This is a genomic window from Acholeplasma oculi (genome assembly GCF_900166985.1).
In the GTDB taxonomy this organism is placed as follows: domain Bacteria; phylum Bacillota_I; class Bacilli_A; order Acholeplasmatales; family Acholeplasmataceae; genus Acholeplasma; species Acholeplasma oculi.
In genome coordinates this window covers 109868-130530 of record NZ_FUZK01000001.1, presented here as the reverse complement: position 1 = coordinate 130530, position 20663 = coordinate 109868, and the positions used below count along the sequence as shown (strand labels likewise).

The window sequence follows — 20663 nt, the reverse complement described above, 5'->3', positions numbered from 1 at the left end:
AATCACCTCAACTATAAATACTCTTTTCTATATGTCTTGTTACTTCTAACTGTATCAAATTGTTTTACAACACTTTCAACATATGCTCTATTTTGTTTAAATCTAGGTGGTAAAGCAAGTGTTTCACCTAAATTCTCATACGTTTCCTCATCATTTATAAAACCTGGTCCCTCAGTTGCAAACTCAAATAAAATGCCAGGATATAATCTTGTATATAGACTTTCAAAATAGAATCTATCAACATATCCTGAATGGGTATAACCCATATCAGATAGTAAGTCTTCCCAATAGTGAATAGATGCTTTATTTGGAACTCTAAAAGCGATATGATGAACACCACCAAAACCTTGTCTAGAGTTTGGTAAGATCAAGTTCTCCTCAACAATAATGGATGCACCATTCCCACCTAAACCTGTTTCGAATAAATGAAATGAACCATTCTTTTCTATCCATTTAAATTGTAACACAGACTCCAAAATATTTTTAATATATTCCAATTGATTAACTCTTAAAAAAACCGGTCCTAAACCGTATATCGCAAACTCATTTGGAACAGGACCTTTTAACCAAGGAACACCCGGTTTTACTCCTTCTAAGTTTTCATCTGAAAAAATAGCATATGGTTGTTGATCAAAGTCATAAAAGTTAATATATTTTCTACCAAATAAAGTTTTAATACCTTCATGTTTAACATTAAAGTGATTCAATCTTTTTATCCAGTAAGCTAATGCTTCATCATTAAGAACTCTAAATCCAGATCTTGAGACTTCATTATTTGCATGATATGCAGGTTGAATACCTTTAAAATCAAAAAATGTCATATCTGTTCCAGGACTTCCAAGATCATCTGAAAAGAATAAATGATAGGTGTCAATGTCATCTTGATTTACAGTTTTTTTAACCAATCTAATACCCAAAATATCTGTGAAAAACTGATATATTTTAGGGGCACTTGAAGTGATTGCTGTTATGTGATGAATTCCAATAATATCATGCATGTTTTTTACGCTCCTTTAATTTAAGTGATACTTTTTGACCATCTTCAGTTTCTATTTGTACGTTATTTAAATTATGTCTAACTTGACCTGTTATATTTTCAACATATTTTCTTCTTAATTGTTCTCTTTCTTCTGTCTCTTCAAGCGTTAACTTTCTTTCCTTACTCAATTTTGCAAAATAATTAATTCTACTGAGTAAATCTTGATGAGATTTCCAAATTTGATAGGTTTGATAATCCTCATACGGATAACTTCTTAATTCATGAACAGGTTTTATCCATAATGGCATGAGTTCTTTTTCTAATTTAAATCTTAAGTGTTCTAAAAACGGAGGTAAATATAATGCAGGCTCTACTTCTAAAACTTCATTCTTTGGAAACCCAGGTTCGTCTGTTGCAAGTTCAATTAAGATACCACCCGGTTCTCTAAAATAAACGGAATGAAAGAAATTTCTATTCTTTTCCTCGCTTAAAGGTAGTCCTAACGTTTGAATAACAGAAATGAATTGATTCATATCTTCTTTATCAACACTTAATGCCAAATGATGAACGGTACCAGCACCCATTTTAGAAATACCGATAGAATCATTTATGATGTCAATGTACTGGTTATAAGACTTACCTGAATGAAATCTAATAAAATCAATATCTTCTTTAATTACTTGAAGTTTTAATGTATCTTTAAAAAATGAAACGGATTCGATAAATTTATTAGAATGTAATACCACAGAGTGTACAGATTGAATAGATTCTGTTGGATTGATATCAAAAACCGTTTCATTATCTATCATTAACGTTTCATCTTCAACAAGTTTGTATTTTATACCATGAGGATCATTAAAATATACTGAACTTCCATCATTATCATGTATCAAATCGTAAGGAATGTTAAATTGCTTAAATCGATTAACCCAAAATTGAATACTAGCATAAGGAATTTTTAGAGCTGTTAAAGTAACTTGACCATCACCAATCATACCTTCCTTATAGCTTTTTTTCCACGGGAAAAAAGTAAGTACTGTATCGTGTTCTAACTTTGGATGACCAAAGTATAGATGATGTATTTCTGGAGCATCAAAGTTAACTGCTCTTTTAAGTAATCTATATCCTAATACACCAGAATAAAAATCTAGATTTTCTTGTGCATGCCAAACGATTGATGAAATATGATGTATACCTTTAATTTTCATATGAATCACTCCTATTGGTTACATTATATTTCGAATTCGAATTAATTTCCACATATATGCATTTTATGCGCAAAATATGGTAAAATATATATAAATGAACAATGAATTGATTAAAGGAGTGATACAGTGGATATTAAATTAACAGACTATATGAGCCTTGAGATTTATGAAAATAAAGATATACACCCAACAGGTTTATTGTACCGAGTATTTATTCCTCGAGTTAAGAGAAGAAAATATAAACTATTTATATATATGCATGGCAGTGGAGAACGAGGTATTGATGGTATAAGCCATGTTGAAAGACATGCTAAAATATTAAATTACATCATAGATCATCCAATATATGGTAAAGAAACAATCATTATTGCACCACAAATTCCTGAAAACGAACGTATGGTTCCTCTTTCTGATATAAAAGCTGGAAAGTATGATTTTGAATTAAATGAAACAACACCAATTAAAACATTGATTCACGAGTTTATTCATAAGGAGTTACCTACAAAATATAAAATAGACCCACAACATATGTATATAGGTGGTATTTCAATGGGAGCAACACATGCTTTTGATTTAATCGCTTCATTCCCTGGTAAGTTTGCTTCTGGATTATTAATTTGTGGCATTTTAGATTTAAAACAATTACCGAAAGTTAAACATACACCTTTATTTATGTTTCATTCATCTGATGATCCTGTCGTACCATATCAGTCATATCATAATGGTTATGAGATACTTAAATCATTAGGTGCCGATGTGATGTATCATGAGTTTAATGATACTGGACATGCAGTTTGGAATAAAGCATATGAAGAACCTGGACTTATTGACTGGATTTTCACTAAGAAAAGAATAAAGCCTAGATTTTGACGAATAAACCGTCAAAGCCTAGGCTTTTTTTACATGAAATCATATGGACTTAACGCTTCTTCTTCATTATTCTCAGATGAATCTGAATCCTTATCATTTGATGTTAATCTTTTTTGTAACATCGTATGTCTTTTCTCGACTAACTGATTCGATGCATATTGAAGTAAATTCATATCGCCTAAAATGAGTAAGTACTGCTTCGCTCTAGTGATTGCAGTATAGATAAGTTCTTTTTTCAACATATGTAAATAGTTTCTAATAATTGGTAAAAAGACAATTTTATATTCAGATCCTTGTGATTTATGAATCGATATCACATATGCAAGATTGAGATTTTCTAAATCAGCAGTATCAAATCTAACTTCATTAGAATCAAATAAAACAGTCATTTGAAGTTGATCTTTTTCATTTCTTTGAATGTCTTTTACAACTCCAATATCACCATTCATAATTTCTTTATCGCGATCATTTTGAAGTTGAATAACTTTATCACCTACATAGTAACTTTTGTCACCATAAGTCATATGTAGTCCTTTTTTATAGTTAGGATTAAACTTTTTTTGAATTTCTTGATTCATACGATCAATTCCTAATTCTCCTTTATATTGAGGAATTAGTACTTGAATATCTTCAATTAAGTCATAACCCTTATGAATTGCACCTTCAATTTGGTTGAGAATCACATGTTTAATTTGTTCATGATCACCTTTATAAAAGATTACATCTTCATGACTTGTTAAGAGTTCTTTCGTTAAAACTTGCTGATTAATTGCAGTTGCAAGTTTAATAATATGTGATTCTTTCGCTTGTCTATGAATTTCATTTAAACGAATGACATGGATAACTCCTGATTGAATCATATCACCTAAAACATATCCAGGACCAACAGATGGTAATTGATCAACATCACCAACAATAACTACAGATGCATCATCCCTGACAGATTCTAATAAATATTTCATGAGAAAAATATCAATCATTGATGCTTCATCAATGATAATTAATTTATGAGGTAATGGTGAACGCTTATCATATTTAAAAGATTTACCAAAATCAAATCCTAAGTGAGAATGTATTGTTCTTGCTGGAAAATTCAATAATTCTTCCATTCTTTTAGCCGCTCTACCTGTAGGTGCCATTAATGCAATCTCATCTCTTGTATATGGATCACTTAATTTTAATTTTTGATAGTTTGCATAAAGCGTTAATAAACCATCAATCAGTGTTGTCTTACCCGTTCCTGGTCCACCGGTTATGATGGTAAAAGGATTCTTAATAGCAGTAAGAATTGCTTCAACTTGTTTCTCAGTATAATCAATTGATTTTTGAAGTGATATTTGTGAAAGCATTAACTTCAATAAGTCATCATCAAATGTATGTAGACTTTGATTTTTTAGTTCGATAACTCTTTTTGCAATCGCTTTTTCAGCTTCATAAATTGGTGATAAAAAGTACTGATTGTTTTCAAGAATAATTTTACCTTCTTTGAGTAATATATCAATTGCTTCTTGATAATCCACATCGATATCCAAAATCTTTTTAACACGTTGTCCAAGCTCATTTATATTTAAATATAGATCACCTTCACCAAATGCTGTAGTTTCAAGAGTGTAAACAATTGCTGCCTTTAATGAACGAATATCTTCTTTTGCAACACCCATCTTTTCAGCAATATCTCTGGATTTAATAAATCCAAATCCATCGATTTCATACATTAAGCGATATGGATCTTCTTCTAATTTTTCTAGAGTTTGATGTTGATAGGTTTTATAAAGTTTTGTTGCTACTTTGGATGTTAGACCATAATCCATTAGTTTAATAAATATCATATGTTCTAATTGATGATGAATTAATTCTTTTTTTAAACGAACTCTTTTTATAGGATTTAGAATTGGAGCGAGTGAAAGTTCATCTTCCAATATCTTCGAGATAGCGTCCATACCAAGTAAATCAACGATCTTTTGAGCAGTTTTAGGCCCAATACCTGTAAAATTATCACTTGATAAGTATCTAACCAATCCATTTTCTGACATATCATCAAGACGTTCATAACTGATGACTTTTAATTGCTCTCCATATTTAGGATGTTCAATCATTTCACCTTTGAATTCATATTCCATTTCTTCACTTAATAATGGAAAATAACCAACAATAGTAACTACTTTACCATTGTTGGTTGTGAGTCTGGCTATCGTATAACCATTATCTTCATTTCTATATACATAATTTTTAACGAAACCTTTAATCGTATTTTCCATTAGCTATAAAGTCTTTTTACCCCTTCATAAAATACTTCATTGATAAAGCCAGATCCTATACATTCTTCACCATCATAAATTGCACAAACTTGTCCTGGTGTAACAGCACGTATTGTTTGAGGATAAGACACTTTAAATGTATCTTCTCCCAACCATTCTAATTCAATATCTTGATCTTCTTGGCGATATCTAAACTTGGCAGTGTACTTACGATTTAATTTTTCCTTACCACGCCACTTTACTTCAGTGATAATTGCACTGTCTGAATATAAATATGGGTGCTCAAAACCTGGTTCAACAAGTAATGTGTTGGTTTTTAAATCCTTACCTACAACAAACCATGCATCTGTCGTTTGAAGAGAACCACCAATACCTAAACCTTTACGTTGTCCAATTGTGTAATTCATTAGTCCATAATGTTTCTTTAAAAATGTACCATCTAAACGACGCATATCGCCTTCTTTTGCTGGTAGATAATTAGATAAGAATTCATTGAAATGTCTTTCTCCAATAAAACAGATACCTGTTGAATCTTTCTTTTCAGCAGTAATTAAACCTGCTTCTTTTGCAAGTCTTCTGACTTCGCTTTTTGGTAAATCACCAATTGGAAATAATACTTTTTTAAGTTGTTCGGTTTTTAACTGTGATAAGAAATATGTTTGATCTTTATTTTGATCAAATGCTCTAAGAAGTCTTGGACTATCCCCGCTATGATCAATTCTTGCATAATGACCCATTGCAATATAATCAGGATTAAATTTTTCACTATAGTCTACAAATGCTTTAAATTTAATCTCATTATTACAAAGTACGTCTGGATTTGGTGTTCTATTTTTATTATATTCATCAATAAAATACGAAAATACACGGTCCCAATACTCGTGAATAAAATCTACCCTATGCAATTTTATACCTAATTTATTAGCAACTAATAATGCATCTTGATAGTCTTTTTCTTGTTCACATGTTTCATCATAAAGTGTCGGATTACCTTTAAAATCCATATTTGTAGCACTATCCCAGTTTCTCATGAAAACAGCTTCAACATCATATCCTTGTCGTAACAATAATAAAGCTGCTACAGATGAATCTACACCACCTGATAAGCCTATTAAAACTTTCTTTTTCAAATCATTCACTACTTTCTTTTAATTTCAGATGGTAATCTTAATTCTCCTCTAGGAGATAAAGATACCTTTAATACTTTAGGCCCTTCAGGCATTGGTTGTCTCTTAAACTGTTGATTATAAAAGCGATCAAAAAAACGGTTAGCATAAATAAGTGCAGCTGCTTCTGTTAAATTAAATGCTTCTTGTACAAGCCAACCACATTTAGCTTCATTAGCACCTGAAACTAAATGATGATACAAAATAAAGTCATTAATATCATAACGTCCAACAACATCTTCTGTTTTTTGATCATCTTTTAATTCAGGGGAAATAGGTCTTTCAACAATACGCTCTAAAGTATCTTTTAAAGCTTTATAATCATGATTCAAATGATATTTTATAAGAGTTTGAACCCACGTTTTTGTAACACCTGAGTTCACTCCATACATACTCATTTGATCACCATTAAATGTCATCCATCCTAAAGCTATTTCACTCATATCTCCTGTACCTAGAACAAATCCATGATGTTGATTTGCTAAATCCATTAGAATTAATGTGCGAATTCTAGCTTGAGCGTTTTCATAGGTGATATCTAAATCACCTTGATGATTAATGCTTTGTAAATGTAGCTTTACTTGTTCATAAATAGGAATTTCAAGTGCTGTAACATCAAGTTTATGCATTAAGTTCAGTGCATCTGATAAGGTATCATTCTTGGTAACTTTAGAGGGTAATGTAACTGCAATAATATCTTTTAAATCTCTATTTAAACGTTTCATTGCCTGATGAGCAACTAATAATGCAAGTGCACTATCTAGTCCACCGGAAATACCAATGACTATTTTACTTTTAGGCATATGTTCTAACTTTTTAATAAGTCCTCTTACCTGTATCTCATTAGCAAGTTTTAACGATTGCATATCATGAGATTCTGGTAAGAATGGATATGGATTTAAAGGTTTCTCAAAACGGTACGTGTCAGGGACATCAAAATGAATACTGATTTTAGGTATAGATTGGTGCTGATAGATTTGTTCATCTCTAAATGTTGAATCAATTCTTCTTTGATAACGGATTGCTTCAATATTAATATCTGCTGTTAATATATCTTGATCATGAATTAATGTAGATTCATCAATTAATTCACCAAGCGATGCAACCAATTTATGTGATGAGAAAATTAAATCTGCAGTGGATTCTGTTGACCCACTTGAAGTATAAAGATAAGCACCGACATGTTTTCTTGATTGATCAAGAACTGCATATTTTCTAGTTTCAGGTTTAAATACACTTTCAGTTGATGCAGATAAATTAAATATCATATGTGCACCAGCGAGTGATAATTCATCTCCAGGAGTTTGAATAGCCCACATATCCTGACAAATTTCAACTCCAAATGTGATATCATTTTTTTCATCTTTAAAAATCATTTTTCCGAAAGGAACTTCCTGATTTAGTAGTTTCACTTTATTAAAATGAGCTTGGAAACCAGATTGGAACCATCTCTTCTCATAAAACTCTTTGGAGTTAGGTAAGAAATACTTAGGAATTACACCTTTAATTGTTTTACCCTCAATAACTACAGCACAATTAAATAAAACATCTTGAACCTTTAGTGGCATACCTAATATGAAAACACCTTTATAAGTGGTTCCATCGATGATTTTATTTAATGCTTCTAATGCTTGGTTTAAATATTCTTCTTGGAAAAAGAGATCACCAGAAGTATAACCTGTAATGGATAATTCAGGAAACAAAGTAATTGCTGATTGAGAATGATTAAGTATGTTTAAAATAGTATCCACATTTTTAAGTGGATTACCGATGGATATTCTAGGGCTAACTAGACTTGCTTTAATATAACCATTCTTTGTCATTTGGATACCTCTTGATATAACTTATTTTCTAGTATATATTTGTATACGGATGCATTTAAATCATTTTGATGTAAATGAATATTTGCTCTTATTTTAGAACTACTGATTGAACTATCGAAATCTATGAGTTGAACTTTTGTTTGATATTTCATGAAAATTTCTAAGTTGGGATGAAAATCTTTTCTTTTAATAACGATAAATGAAAACTCTTTTAATAACTTTTCATAGTCTTTCCAAAGATGCATGGTTTCAACATGATCTGTTCCAATGACAAAATATAAATCATTGTATGTATGACTTAAATCCCTTAAGGTTTGATAAGTCCCCTTAAAATCATTCGTATTTTCAATATCCATAATTTTTACATGAGATGAGTAAATAATTCTTTTTAACATCTCTTTACGATAGACATAGGGTATTAATGTATTTTTCCAACTATAATAATCCCCAACAGGAATTAATAATATGTTTTCTGGATGGAATTGATGATCAAGTAATTGAATAATTTCTTCATGGGCTTTAGTTGGTGGATTAAAGCTTCCTCCATATACAATAGTCATCTTTATTTCTCCTTTAAGACTCATAAATATTATATCACGCATGACCCTATTGTCTTTTTATTTCAATCTATACAATAAATATATATTTATTATTGTGTGATTTTTTGTATAAATAGTGGTATAATTTTTATAAATAGAAGATTAAGGATATAAAAATGTCAAAAGATAACAAAAAAGTCGATCATGATTATAAAGTTATTAAAGCTAAACCTGTAAAATTAGATAAAAATTACAGGTTTTTTATCCAAAATCCATTTTTCAAAGCTTTATCATTTATTACGATTCTAGTGATTAAAGTAATATTATATTATATATTCGGAATTATATTTAGAGGTTTAAGGGTAAAGGGTAAGAAAAACCTAAAATATTTAAATAAAGACAGATTTATTCTAGTATCTAACCATATGCATATCTTAGATGCTGTTTGGATTGGAACACTTATATTCCCTAGAAAAATATATGTAACCATGTTACAATCCAATTTAGGATTACCTATTGCTGGAAAAGTGTTACGTGCAGCAGGTGGAATACCTATTCCTGAAACCAAAGAGTTGATGGTTCACTTCCTTAATGAACTTCGTACAGAATTATCTAAAAAAACACCTGTATTGGTCATGCCAGAGGCATCCATCAAACCCTATCACATCGGTATAAGAAAATTTTTAAGTGGTGCATTTAGATTTGCAGTTGATGCAGATGCTAAAATACTTCCTTTCGTATATGTTTATAAAAAACCGAATGCAATTCAAAAGTTATACAGTAAAAAACCTAGAATTCAGCTACATGTTTTAGAACCAGTAACCGTTGTTGAAGGTACAACTAAACACGAATCTTTAGTATTAACTAAGGATAAAGTACACAAAATTATGAGTGATTATTTTAACGAACACTCAGACTATAAGGAGGAAATCCATGAAGACTGATAAATTTATTAAAGATAATAATCGTTTTACAAAAGCTAGAAAAGCTTTATTAGAAGTTCTAAAAAATCGTCATTTAACATTTAAGGAATTACATCAAGAACTTTCAAAAAAAGGTTTTACAAATATATCTACTTTATATAACAATCTTGATTTCTTCTTAAAGAATAACCTCATCATTGAAATTAATTTAGATGGAATAAAGTATTATGATTTAGGAAAAGATAATCCTTATCATGACCATGATTCACACCTTCATATGGCCATTAAAGACCCTGAATCTGGTGAAACAATTATTAAAGAAATCGATTATCCAGAAATATATGATGCAATCAAATCACATCCGGTATTTAAACACTATCATATCGATTATATACGCATATTAGTCTCTGCAGTTAAAGATAAAAAGAATCCATAAATAGAATGACCAGTCTAAGATATTAAACTTAGGCTGGTCATTTTTTTAGTTTTTCTCAGCAACTCTGAGTTGTGCAGAGTGACTTCTTTTATTGTATTCCAGTTCTTCTTTAGATGGGAGAATGGGTTTTCTCGTAATCAATTTTAAAGGCGGTTTTGGAAGTGATCGAATATCCACATGTTTTGGCATATGTATTTCACTGTGTTCTTTATAAAAGTGTTTTACAATTCTGTCTTCAAGTGATTGGAATGTAATGATAACAAGTCTACCACCTGGATTAAGCAGATTTAAGGCTTGTTCTAGGGCTTTTTCAAGAACATCCAACTCTTTATTCACTTCAATACGAAGCGCTTGAAAAACACGCTTTGCTGAGTGTCCTTTGACAAATTTATTGACTTTATCGGTAATTTCTACTAACTCTAAAGTTTTTTCTATAGGTCTTCTTTGTACAATTTCACCTGCAATTGGCCAAGCATTTTGTTCATCTCCATACTTTCTAAAAATGTCTGCTAATTCTTCTCTAGAATATGTATTAACAATCGTTTTTGCATCCAAGGTTTGGTCTTTATTCATACGCATATCTAAATCATAGTTTTTCAAATATGAAAAACCTCTCGTTTCATCATCGATTTGAAATGATGATAAACCTAAGTCAAATAATATACCATCGACTTTCAAGATGCCGTGTTCCATTAATTTTTCTTTTAAATGTTCAAAGTTAGAGTGAATCAATGTTTTGTTTGAAAATGCACTTAGTCGTTCTTGCGCTTTTCCGAGTGCAAAAACATCTTGATCAAATCCATATAGATGACCATTATTCAGTTTTTTTAAGATTTCAAGTGAGTGACCCGCACCACCTAAAGTCGCATCCACATAAATGCCATCGGGTTTAATATTTAATGCTTCAATACACTCATCTAGTAATACACTAATATGTTTCATAATTTACCTCTTATTATATTATATCAAAGAAAAAAGCACTTTCGTGCTCTTCTTTCATAAAGGTTACTTAGTTTCCTTGTTTTTCTTTTCTAAAACGAGTTGTCCTTTGTAGTAACCGCTATTTGGAGTTACTCTATGAGGTAATGTAAATTCACCTGTTTGAGGATCTACAACGATTGTTGGAGTCTTTAACTTGTAATGTGAACGACGACGACCTTTTGAACCTTTACTGTGTCTTCTGAATATTGCACCCATGCATATTCACCTCCTATACCTTATAAATATTTTTTAAATCTTTAAACGCAGAATGACCTTCATCCTCTTCGTCAAATAAATCTCTATCTGCATCTTCATGATATACGAATGGCTCTTTTTCAAGTAATATTTCTGCAAAAATGATTTCATCTAAGTCAATGACTTCTTCGAGGATATAATCCATAATTTCAATGTTTTCAGAAAATATTATTTCTGAATCAAATGATAATGGATATGTAACAGGAAGTAATGAAATTGCACATTTTTGTACGACATCAAGCGATACATTCATATGAAGTCTAACTGTGTCATATTCTTTTTTTAAAGTGCCTTTGATATATACGTGATCTAATGCAATTAAATCAGCAGCTTTTTCAACTAAGTGGCTTAAATCTATTTCTGATTGAATTGAAGAAAATGGTTCTAATGTTCTTACGTCTATTTTCATATCATTCACCTCAATCTTATTAATTATATTAAAAAGTGAATCATAAGTCAATATATTATACTATTTTAAGTGTTTAAAAACACATCTTCAAACATTTTTAAACATTCTTCATTATTTGAACCTAGAATATAGGTTCCAATATCTATTGTATTAAAAATCTTTTGAATTTGTTGATAGGACCATTCTTGTTTGAGAAAGAGATTTTTAATATCGTCTAGTCCTTCTTTGAGTTCAAAAAAGTCACCTTGAATATCCATAGATTCTATCACACCTTCTTGAATATCTAGCTTGAACTCGATACCACCCCATGGGAATCTATTTTTAACAACTTGTGTATAAAGTGGCTGCATACGATATAAAAATGCATCTGTCTGATAAAATTTAGCATCTTCCATGATCTTTTTTATTTCATCAGGTTTTAATTCATATACTTGATCACATAGTTCAGTTTCTAAATATTGAATCATTTCATCATGCGTCATACCGTTTAAATATGGTTTTAAATTATTCACTCTGGAACGTACACTTTGAATACCTTTTGAAATCAGTTTTTCATCTGGCGGATTCAGTGCTCTTACCATTGTTTCAACATCTAAATCATACATTAAAGTACCATGCATTAACATACCATATTTATTTTGTAAGAATGCATTACCAGAAATTTTCTTACCTTCTAATAAGATGTCATTACGACCACTAAATTCCAATTCCACACCTAATTTTTTAAATGCTTCAATGATTTTTCCTAAATAGGTTTTAAATGAAAAACTTTCTTTACTACGTTTTGTTATGATTGAAAACATTGAATTATTTTCATCAGCATAGACAGAACCACCACCTGTTGGTCTTCTAAAAAACTTAATATTGTGTTCTTTTACATATGGAAAGTTTATTTCATTTTGAATAACTTGGTTTTTACCTGAAACAATACCTTTGATTCTCCAAGTAAAGAAATACGTTTCATTATCTTTTAATAGATTTTCTAAGACATATTTTTCTAAAGCAAAGTAAAAATAAGGTAGTAAGTTTCCTTCATGATGGTGTTTAACTAATATCATCTTATAATACCTCCGTTCGTAATTACTATTATAAAACAAAAAAGAGGAATATCCTCTTAATTTGTAAAGAATTCTTTAAATTTATCCCATGTTGATTTTTTCTTAGTAGCATCTAAACTCTTTAATTGTTCAAATAATTTCTTTTCTTCTGATGAAAGACTCTTAGGTGTTTCAACAATAACATTGACAATTTGATCACCTTTTTTGCCTGTTCTTACATCGGATGTACCTTTATCTTTAAGTTTTAATTGAGTGCCTGATTGAATACCGCTAGGAATGGTTAATTCAACTTTACCATGGATGGTTGGAACTTCAACTTTGTCTCCTAAAGCAGCTTGGGTGAATGTAATTGGAACATCTAAAATAATGTCATTAGCTTGTCGTTTATAAATTTTGTGAGGTTTAACTCTAAATGTTATGTATAAATCACCGGATTCCGCGCCTTTACGTCCGCCGTGTCCATATCCTGGTACTCGAAGTGTCATATCATTATCAACGCCTGCAGGAATTTTAACATCCACGGATTTTTTCGTACGAACACGGCCAGCTCCGCTACAAACATGACATTTATTATCAATTGTTTGACCTTTTCCACCACATGTAGGACAAGCTTGTTGTGAACGCATCGTACCAAACATAGTTCTTTGTTCAACATTTACATAACCTGTTCCATGACATTTAGAACACGTATGTATGTCTTTAGAACTTTCAGCACCGCTTCCATGACAATGACCACAATCTTCAGTAATATCAACCTCAATCGGTTTCTTAGTACCTAAAACTGCTTCCATAAAGTCAATCGTCATTCTAAGATTGATGTCTTCACCTTCATTACGCTCACGAGATTGTCTTCTAGATCCACCGAAAAAGGAATTGATGATGTCATCGAACCCACCGAAGCCGCCGCTAAAACCACCGAATCCACCGAATGGATCACCACCGTTTGCACCTGCATGACCAAATTGGTCGTATTGAGCTTTCTTTTGAGGGTCGTTTAAAACATCATATGCTTCTTGAACTTCCTTAAATTTAGCCTCTGCATCTTTTTCCTCTGATACGTCTGGGTGGTATTTCTTTGCAAGCTTTCTATAAGCTTTTTTTATCTCGTCAGCCGTTGCACCCTTTGCGAGTCCAAGGACCTCATAATAGTCTCTTTTTTCTGCCATAATATCTAATCCTTTTTCAAGTTAAATAGGAAAGTTGCCTTTCCTATCTAAAATTATTTTTCTGTAAACTCAGCGTCTACGGTTCCTGAATCATTACCTGAATCGTTATTAGATCCATCTTTATCTTTATTTGCTTTTTCATAAGCTTTAATTGAAATCGATTGTGCAGCTTTCATTAAAGCTTCATTTTTAGCTTTAATTGCTTCTAAATCAGTTCCTTTTAGTGCTTCTTCTAATTCTTTTATTGCATCATTTACAGTATTTTTCTCTTCTTCAGTAGCTTCATCACCTAAATCAGTTAAAGCTTTTTTAGATTGGAACATCATGTTATCTGCTTCGTTTCTTAAATCAGCTTCTTCTTTACGTTTAGCATCTGCTTCAGCATTTTCTTCTGCTTGTTTAACCATCTTTTCAATCTCTTCTTTAGATAGTCCACCATTACCAGAAATCGTAATCTTGTGCTCTTTGTTTGTTCCTAAATCTTTAGCTTTAACAGACACAATTCCGTTGGCATCAATATCAAATGTAACTTCGATTTGAGGTACACCACGTGGTGCTGGTGGAATATCTGTTAATTGGAATCTGCCTAATGTTTTATTGTCAAGGGCCATTGGTCTTTCACCTTGTAGAACATGAATATCTACAGCAGGTTGATTATCAGCAGCTGTACTAAATACTTGAGATTTAGAAGTTGGGATTGTTGTATTTCTTTCAATAAGTTTTGTAAATACGCCACCTAATGTTTCAATACCTAATGAAAGTGGTGTAACGTCTAATAATAATACGTCTTTGACATCACCAGCTAAGACAGCACCTTGAATTGCTGCTCCCATTGCAACAACTTCATCTGGGTTTACAGAACGGTTTGGTTCTTTACCAAATTCTTTTGTAACAAGTTCTTGTACAGCAGGAATACGTGTAGATCCACCTACAAGTAATATTTGTTGGATATCTTTATTTGTTAATTTAGCATCTTGTAAAGCTCTTCTTACAGCAACTAATGTACGGTCTACTAATTCTTTAGTTAATTCGTTAAATTTAGCTCTTGTTAAGTTATATTCTAAGTGTAATGGACCTGATTGACCCATTGTGATAAATGGTAATGAAATCGTAGTTGTTGTTACACCTGAAAGTTCTTTCTTAGCTTTTTCAGCTGCATCTCTTAAACGTTGTAATGCCATTTTATCAAGTAAAAGGTCAACTCCATGTTCTTTTTTGAATTCTTGAGCCAAGAATTTATAAATTCTTTCATCAAAGTCATCTCCACCAAGTCTGTTATCACCTGCTGTTGAAACAACTTCAAAAGTACCATCTGCTAAGTGGAGGATAGAAACGTCGAATGTTCCACCACCTAAGTCAAATACTAAAACGGTTTGTTCTTTATCCGTTTTATCAATACCATAAGCTAGAGCTGATGCAGTTGGTTCATTAATAATACGACGAACATTTAATCCTGCAATTGTACCAGCATCTTTAGTTGCTTGTCTTTGTGCATCATTAAAATATGCAGGAACAGTAATAACTGCATCCGTAACTGTTGCACCTAAATAATCTTCTGCAGTTTTCTTTAAGTTTTGTAAGATAAATGCAGAAATTTGTTGTGGAGTATACTCTTTACCAGCAGCTTTCACTTTGTAAGATGCATCTCCCATATGACGTTTAATTGAGTAGATTGTATCTGGATTTGTAATAAGTTGTCTTTTTGCAACTTCACCAACTAAAATCTCATCACCTTTAAACGCTACGATACTTGGTGTTGTTCTTCCACCTTCAGCATTTGCAATAACTTTAACCTCAGTTCCTTCCATAACGGAAACCACTGAGTTTGTTGTACCTAAGTCAATACCTATAATTTTATTCGTTTTTGCCATCTTCTTCACTCCATTCATTTATTTTTACCATGGCTGGTCTTAATATTCTATCTTTAAAATAATATCCTTTTTGTAATACTTCTAAAACAATACCGTTAGCTTTATCCTTTTGATTGTCTTTTTCAATCGCATGATGAACTTTCGCATCAAACATTTCTCCTAAAGCTTTAATCTCTTTAACTCCTTCACTTTCAAGTGCTTGTTCAAATTGATCTTTAATCATTTTGAAACCTATTAAGAAGTTTTTAAGTAAATCATTGTCTGTTGGAAATTCTACTATTTTTGCAAATTGCTCATAAGGTGTTAATAATGCTTGTGCAAAACCACTTGATGCATATTTTTTATCTGTTAAACGTTCTGCTTGAATTCTTTTTTTATAATTTTCAGTATCAGCTAACATTCTTAGATATTTATTATTTAATTCCTTGTTTTCAGCTTCAAGTTCCTCAATTCTTACCTGTAGCTTATGTTTCTTTTCTTTCTTCGACTCATCTTGTGGTTGCTTATCCACAACTTCATCTTTTTTCACATCTTCCATAACTGCATTACTCCTTTTCATCTTTATATAATTTTGCCAGATTTGCAGCAATATACTCAAGTAGTGGTATTACTTTTTGATATGCCATACGTGTTGGTCCTAATAATGCGATAGTTCCAGATTCGTTTTCATTAATGCGATAAGGTATTGAAACTACAGTCATTTGATTTAATGGTTTAATTTGCATATCACTACCAAAACGAACCGTTAAACCCTCTTCAGTACCAATGAGTTTTATAATCTCACGTCGATCCATCATATCTATAAACCTCTTAATATGATCCAGATTATTAAACTCTGGTTGTTCAAATACATTTGTCATACCAGATAAATAGAATGAATCCGATGCAAATTTAGAGAATGCTTGAATAAATGAATCAATGATTTGAGCCTGGTAGTCCATAAATTGATTGAGTTCACTTGCCGCATATTCTTCTTTTAATATCTTAATTGCATCACTTAATAATCTATTTTGCAATAAATCATCTAAAGTCTTAATTACTTCTTTTAAGTCATTAATACTCATTCCATCTTTGATATGTATTTGTTGATGCTGAACATGGCCTCTGTCGGTTACTATAAGTACAACTGCATCAGTTAAACCCAGTGGAATGAAATCTACTTTTTTAATTTTAGATTGTAATACATCTGGTCCAACCGCCACAGCAGTATAATTTGTAAGCTCAGTTAAGAGTTTTAATGCTTCTTTTATTGTAGTTTCCCTAGTAAATGAATTTCTATTGAATATTTCATCTATCATTGGAAATACGCGAACCACATCAGAATCTCTAGTAACTAAATGATCGACATAATATCTATAACCTTTTTCAGATGGTACTCTACCCGATGATGTATGGGTTTTTTCTAAGAATCCCATTTCTTCAAGTGTAGCCATATCATATCGAAGCGTAGCTGATGAGTAATTCAAATATGGCAAATCCATTAAAACTTTAGAGCCCACTGGTTCTGCAGTTTCTGAAAATATATCAACTATAGCTTTTAAGATCAGTTTTTGTCTTGACGAAATCATGACTTCCCACCCTTTAGCACTCGTATCAATTCAGTGCCAACATTATTGTATAACAAAAAAATGGCACTGTCAACACTTATGTGCTATCATCACATATTTTTCAATTTCTTTTGTGAATTGAGATGGTGTTTAGCGCTTCAATATTTTAATAAAATATGCTATAATCGTTAACGAGGTGGAAATATGCAATTCTTATATATAACTTTAGCTTTACTTGCTTCATACTTAATTGGTGCGATTCCATTTGGTTATATCATACCTAAAGTATTTAAAAACATTGATATTAGAGAACATGGAAGTAAAAATGTCGGTTCAACAAATGTTATTCGTGTACTTGGACTTAAATATGGTATTCCAACATTTTTACTTGATTGTTTCAAAGGTGCGTTACCAATTATTATCATTCGATATGTTCTAGGGTATCAAGAACTCAATTTAGTCGATATTTATGATATATCTATACTTTATGGAGCTTTTGCAGCAATAGGTCATATCAAATCGATTTATATTGGTTTTAAAGGTGGGAAGGCAGTTGCTACCGGAGTTGGTGCAGTAATTGCAATTAACCCTATCGTTGGTTTATCCGGTATCGCAATATTCTTCATTGTAGCATTCTCTACAAAATATGTGTCTATCGGATCGGTTGTAGCATCCTTCTTAGTTGGTGTGTTTATGTGGATTGCAGTACTCATCCCAGAATTATGGATACCTTCACAGCATTTAATACTCAATTATCAATCTCAAAGTATTAACCTTACGGTGCTATCCATTATTGTTCTTCTTATCATCTATATGCATAAGAAAAATTTCGTTAGACTGTTAAATGGTACTGAAAACAAGATTGGTCAAAAGAAAAAAAATAAGTAAAAATGATAAACATCGAAAGGTGTTTATTTTTTTAATGTTTTTTATTTGACAATATTGTATGTCATACAGTATAATAAAAATGTAGGAGGAAAGAAATGGAGAATATAGTTAATAATTTAATTATTGAATTAAGACGTGGCACACAACTTTTGTTTGTTTTGGATGCACTTAAAAAACCACAGTATGGTTATTCGCTACTGTCAGAACTGACATCTAAAGGTCTTCAAATCGAAGCAGGAACACTTTATCCTTTATTAAGAAGGCTGGAGGAACAAAAGCTATTAGTTTCAAATTGGGATACAACAGAAAGTAGACCCAGAAAGTTTTACGAATTAAGCGAGAATGGTTTAGATGTATTAAAATCATTAAAAAGTGAGTGGTTAAAACTCAATGATGAAATGAAAGTATTGTTCTAGGAGGAACAAATATGCAAAAAACAATTGATAAATATGTATACGCAGTCATTAGACGTTGCCCTAAAGATCAACGTCAAGAAATTAAAAAAGAATTGGAATCCAGTATATTGGATATGTTATCAGACTATGAAAATCCAACTGAATTAGATTTAGAAGTTGTACTTCATAAAATCGGTAACCCCATACACGTTGCTTTTCAATATCAGGAAAGTCCAAAACATGTTGTTGAACCTGTATTCTATCAAGATTATATAACGATATTAAAATTCGTACTTATCACCTTTTCGATGCTTGCAGTTTTAGTATCTGTCATTCAAGCTTTAACAACATTTAATATGAACGAACCAACATCAATTATTGGTACATTATTTGCAAACTTCTTCGAAAATATATACAGCTTCTTAATGTTTGCATTTGCAATCACTACACTAGTTTTTTGGGCCTATCAACTACCAGAAGTTAGAAAGTCCATTGATGAAAAACTTAAAAACTGGAAAACTAGTGATTTAAATGAAGTACCTAAAGATATCGAAAACAAAAAAGAAGATTCTAGAGTCGTTATGATGATTGGATTTTTATTCCAACTATTCTTCTCATTGTTATTTAGTGGATTATTCCTAGCTTTCTTTAATCAAATAGGAATCTATCAAAATGGAGAATTTATTACTGCTTTCTTCAATCCAGATTATTATATTTATTTCGTTATAAATATTGCAATGTTTAACGTATTTATAGTTATTAATTTCCTATTTAAATTCTACAAAGGTAAAGAAACATTCCATTCATTATTAACTGAAACAATCTTGGAGTTTATAGCAACCATCATGAGTATTGTTATATTATTATTACCAAATCTAATTCATCCAAACTTTATTCCTGAATTTGCATTACTATTTAATTTAGATGTAACTTCTGTTGAAACTTATACATATGGTATACTTTATCTCGTCATCGGTTTAATCGTTTTCTTCGAAATGATTGAATATATGAGTCGATGGATTAAATACTTTAAAAACCGCTAATCCTATCATTAAAAATGAAATAAGGGTAGAACACTTTAAATGTTCTACCCTTTATTTTATGTTATTTTTCTAATTGATTGAGCCACTGGCCAATGACTTTCCCTACATCATCAGTCACTGTATCATGATTTAAATTATGATACCCACCTTGTATAGAAACAAACTTGTGATGTTCATTTTTCAAACTTTTATCAAATGATATGGATTCATCAATGGATACTAATTGATCGTCTGAACCATGTATAGTAAGTACAGGTTTTTGAATTCTAGAAATATTTTTTCTTATATACTTTAACCCTTTTTTTAAAACATTGATAATCAATCTTATGGTAAAACTCTTTAAAGCATATGGTTCAACATTTTCATCTGGTGGCAAGTTAGAAAGTCTTGAATCCTGGAAGTTTGTCTTAATACGGATATTTCCTACTAAAAACATTGGTAACCATTGTAAAACACCTAGTTTTTTCACAGAGTTCGGTGAGGACATAACAATAAGTCCATCATAATTATCATAAGTTGCTGCATAATACTTACTAATGACACCACCCATCGAATGACCTAATAGGTAAACTGGTTTTGATGTATCTTTCTTTATTTGAATAATAATTTGATTTAAATCTTCAATAAAGGTCTTAATATCATCAATATCGCCTCTTTTACCTTGAGATTTACCATGACCTCTAACATCATATAATAAAACTTGATATCCACTTTGATTGATAAGTTTTGCTAGACGTCGATAATATAGTGAGTGTAATGCAATACCATGGGTTATAACCACAGTTCCTAAAGCATGATCGACTGGATGTGTTTCTGTATATAACATAACTTGATTAATTAACATATCA

General features: G+C 31.1%; 21 protein-coding genes. 6 read left to right on the top strand and 15 right to left on the bottom strand.

Going from position 1 to position 20663, the window contains the following annotated elements:
- Window positions 1-11 precede the first annotated feature (11 nt).
- Complete coding sequence (locus B5X49_RS00635; protein WP_045749283.1) at window positions 12-998, bottom strand: VOC family protein; 987 nt, start codon at window positions 996-998, stop codon at window positions 12-14.
- Entirely contained in the window at window positions 991-2187 is a 1197-nt protein-coding gene (locus B5X49_RS00630) for a DUF896 domain-containing protein (RefSeq protein WP_052669992.1), read from the bottom strand. Before B5X49_RS00630 ends, B5X49_RS00635 begins: the two co-directional genes overlap by 8 nt.
- Window positions 2188-2313: 126 nt before the next feature.
- On the opposite strand from B5X49_RS00630, the gene B5X49_RS00625 reads away from it, so the two are divergent.
- Entirely contained in the window at window positions 2314-3057 is a 744-nt protein-coding gene (locus B5X49_RS00625) for a carboxylesterase family protein (RefSeq protein WP_045749282.1), read from the top strand.
- Between the two features lie 29 nt (window positions 3058-3086).
- Here B5X49_RS00625 and recD2 read toward each other — a convergent pair whose 3' ends face one another.
- Genes recD2 through B5X49_RS00605 form a run of 4 tightly spaced genes read right to left on the bottom strand, consistent with a single transcriptional unit; the run spans window position 3087 to window position 8864 of the window.
- Complete coding sequence (gene recD2, locus B5X49_RS00620) at window positions 3087-5315, bottom strand: SF1B family DNA helicase RecD2 (RefSeq protein WP_045749281.1); 2229 nt, start codon at window positions 5313-5315, stop codon at window positions 3087-3089.
- Complete coding sequence (gene mnmA / locus B5X49_RS00615) at window positions 5315-6445, bottom strand: tRNA 2-thiouridine(34) synthase MnmA (protein WP_045750020.1); 1131 nt, start codon at window positions 6443-6445, stop codon at window positions 5315-5317. Before mnmA ends, recD2 begins: the two co-directional genes overlap by 1 nt.
- Window positions 6446-6453: 8 nt before the next feature.
- Window positions 6454-8304, bottom strand: coding sequence for an NAD(+) synthase (locus B5X49_RS00610; RefSeq protein ID WP_045749280.1), 1851 nt, complete (start codon window positions 8302-8304; stop codon window positions 6454-6456).
- Window positions 8301-8864 carry a nicotinate-nicotinamide nucleotide adenylyltransferase gene (locus tag B5X49_RS00605; protein WP_045749279.1) on the bottom strand — a complete coding sequence of 188 codons (564 nt, stop codon included), beginning with the start codon at window positions 8862-8864 and terminating at the stop codon, window positions 8301-8303. Before B5X49_RS00605 ends, B5X49_RS00610 begins: the two co-directional genes overlap by 4 nt.
- A gap of 155 nt (window positions 8865-9019) precedes the next feature.
- On the opposite strand from B5X49_RS00605, the gene B5X49_RS00600 reads away from it, so the two are divergent.
- Both B5X49_RS00600 and B5X49_RS00595 read left to right on the top strand, forming a co-directional pair.
- A complete protein-coding gene (locus tag B5X49_RS00600; RefSeq protein WP_045749278.1) occupies window positions 9020-9787 on the top strand; it encodes a lysophospholipid acyltransferase family protein in 768 nt (255 codons plus the stop codon).
- Window positions 9777-10202: a Fur family transcriptional regulator gene (locus B5X49_RS00595; RefSeq protein WP_052669990.1), complete on the top strand. Its 426-nt coding sequence runs from the start codon at window positions 9777-9779 to the stop codon at window positions 10200-10202. The genes B5X49_RS00600 and B5X49_RS00595 overlap by 11 nt, the downstream gene beginning before the upstream one ends.
- Before the next feature lie 45 nt (window positions 10203-10247).
- Here the strand turns inward: B5X49_RS00595 and rsmH are convergent, their stop codons facing one another.
- From rsmH to hrcA, 8 genes are all read right to left on the bottom strand, one after another.
- On the bottom strand, window positions 10248-11144 hold the full coding sequence (gene rsmH, locus B5X49_RS00590) for a 16S rRNA (cytosine(1402)-N(4))-methyltransferase RsmH (protein ID WP_045749277.1): 897 nt from the start codon (window positions 11142-11144) through the stop codon (window positions 10248-10250).
- 63 nt (window positions 11145-11207) lie between these two features.
- The gene (gene rpmF, locus B5X49_RS00585) at window positions 11208-11399 is read right to left on the bottom strand and encodes a 50S ribosomal protein L32 (RefSeq protein ID WP_045749276.1); all 192 of its coding nucleotides are present in this window, start codon (window positions 11397-11399) and stop codon (window positions 11208-11210) included.
- 13 nt (window positions 11400-11412) lie between these two features.
- Window positions 11413-11847 carry a YceD family protein gene (locus B5X49_RS00580; RefSeq protein WP_045749275.1) on the bottom strand — a complete coding sequence of 145 codons (435 nt, stop codon included), beginning with the start codon at window positions 11845-11847 and terminating at the stop codon, window positions 11413-11415.
- 65 nt (window positions 11848-11912) lie between these two features.
- Window positions 11913-12905, bottom strand: coding sequence for a lipoate--protein ligase (gene lplA, locus B5X49_RS00575; RefSeq protein WP_045749274.1), 993 nt, complete (start codon window positions 12903-12905; stop codon window positions 11913-11915).
- Between the two features lie 56 nt (window positions 12906-12961).
- The gene (dnaJ, locus tag B5X49_RS00570) at window positions 12962-14071 is read right to left on the bottom strand and encodes a molecular chaperone DnaJ (RefSeq protein WP_045749273.1); all 1110 of its coding nucleotides are present in this window, start codon (window positions 14069-14071) and stop codon (window positions 12962-12964) included.
- Between the two features lie 53 nt (window positions 14072-14124).
- On the bottom strand, window positions 14125-15942 hold the full coding sequence (gene dnaK / locus B5X49_RS00565) for a molecular chaperone DnaK (protein ID WP_045749272.1): 1818 nt from the start codon (window positions 15940-15942) through the stop codon (window positions 14125-14127).
- On the bottom strand, window positions 15926-16501 hold the full coding sequence (gene grpE, locus B5X49_RS00560; protein WP_045749271.1) for a nucleotide exchange factor GrpE: 576 nt from the start codon (window positions 16499-16501) through the stop codon (window positions 15926-15928). Before grpE ends, dnaK begins: the two co-directional genes overlap by 17 nt.
- On the bottom strand, window positions 16488-17510 hold the full coding sequence (gene hrcA, locus B5X49_RS00555; RefSeq protein ID WP_045749270.1) for a heat-inducible transcriptional repressor HrcA: 1023 nt from the start codon (window positions 17508-17510) through the stop codon (window positions 16488-16490). The genes grpE and hrcA overlap by 14 nt, the downstream gene beginning before the upstream one ends.
- 183 nt (window positions 17511-17693) lie before the next feature.
- Here hrcA and plsY point away from each other — a divergent pair, with 183 nt between their 5' ends.
- The 3 genes from plsY (at window position 17694) to B5X49_RS00540 (ending at window position 19815) form a co-directional block, all read left to right on the top strand.
- Window positions 17694-18377, top strand: coding sequence for a glycerol-3-phosphate 1-O-acyltransferase PlsY (plsY, locus tag B5X49_RS00550; RefSeq protein WP_045749269.1), 684 nt, complete (start codon window positions 17694-17696; stop codon window positions 18375-18377).
- 95 nt (window positions 18378-18472) lie between these two features.
- A complete protein-coding gene (locus tag B5X49_RS00545) occupies window positions 18473-18793 on the top strand; it encodes a PadR family transcriptional regulator (protein WP_045749268.1) in 321 nt (106 codons plus the stop codon).
- 11 nt (window positions 18794-18804) lie between these two features.
- Window positions 18805-19815 (top strand): hypothetical protein, encoded by a 1011-nt coding sequence (locus B5X49_RS00540; protein ID WP_045749267.1) that lies wholly within the window; start codon window positions 18805-18807, stop codon window positions 19813-19815.
- A 61-nt stretch (window positions 19816-19876) separates the two neighbouring features.
- Here B5X49_RS00540 and B5X49_RS00535 read toward each other — a convergent pair whose 3' ends face one another.
- Complete coding sequence (locus B5X49_RS00535; protein ID WP_045749266.1) at window positions 19877-20659, bottom strand: alpha/beta fold hydrolase; 783 nt, start codon at window positions 20657-20659, stop codon at window positions 19877-19879.
- Window positions 20660-20663: the final 4 nt, after the last annotated feature.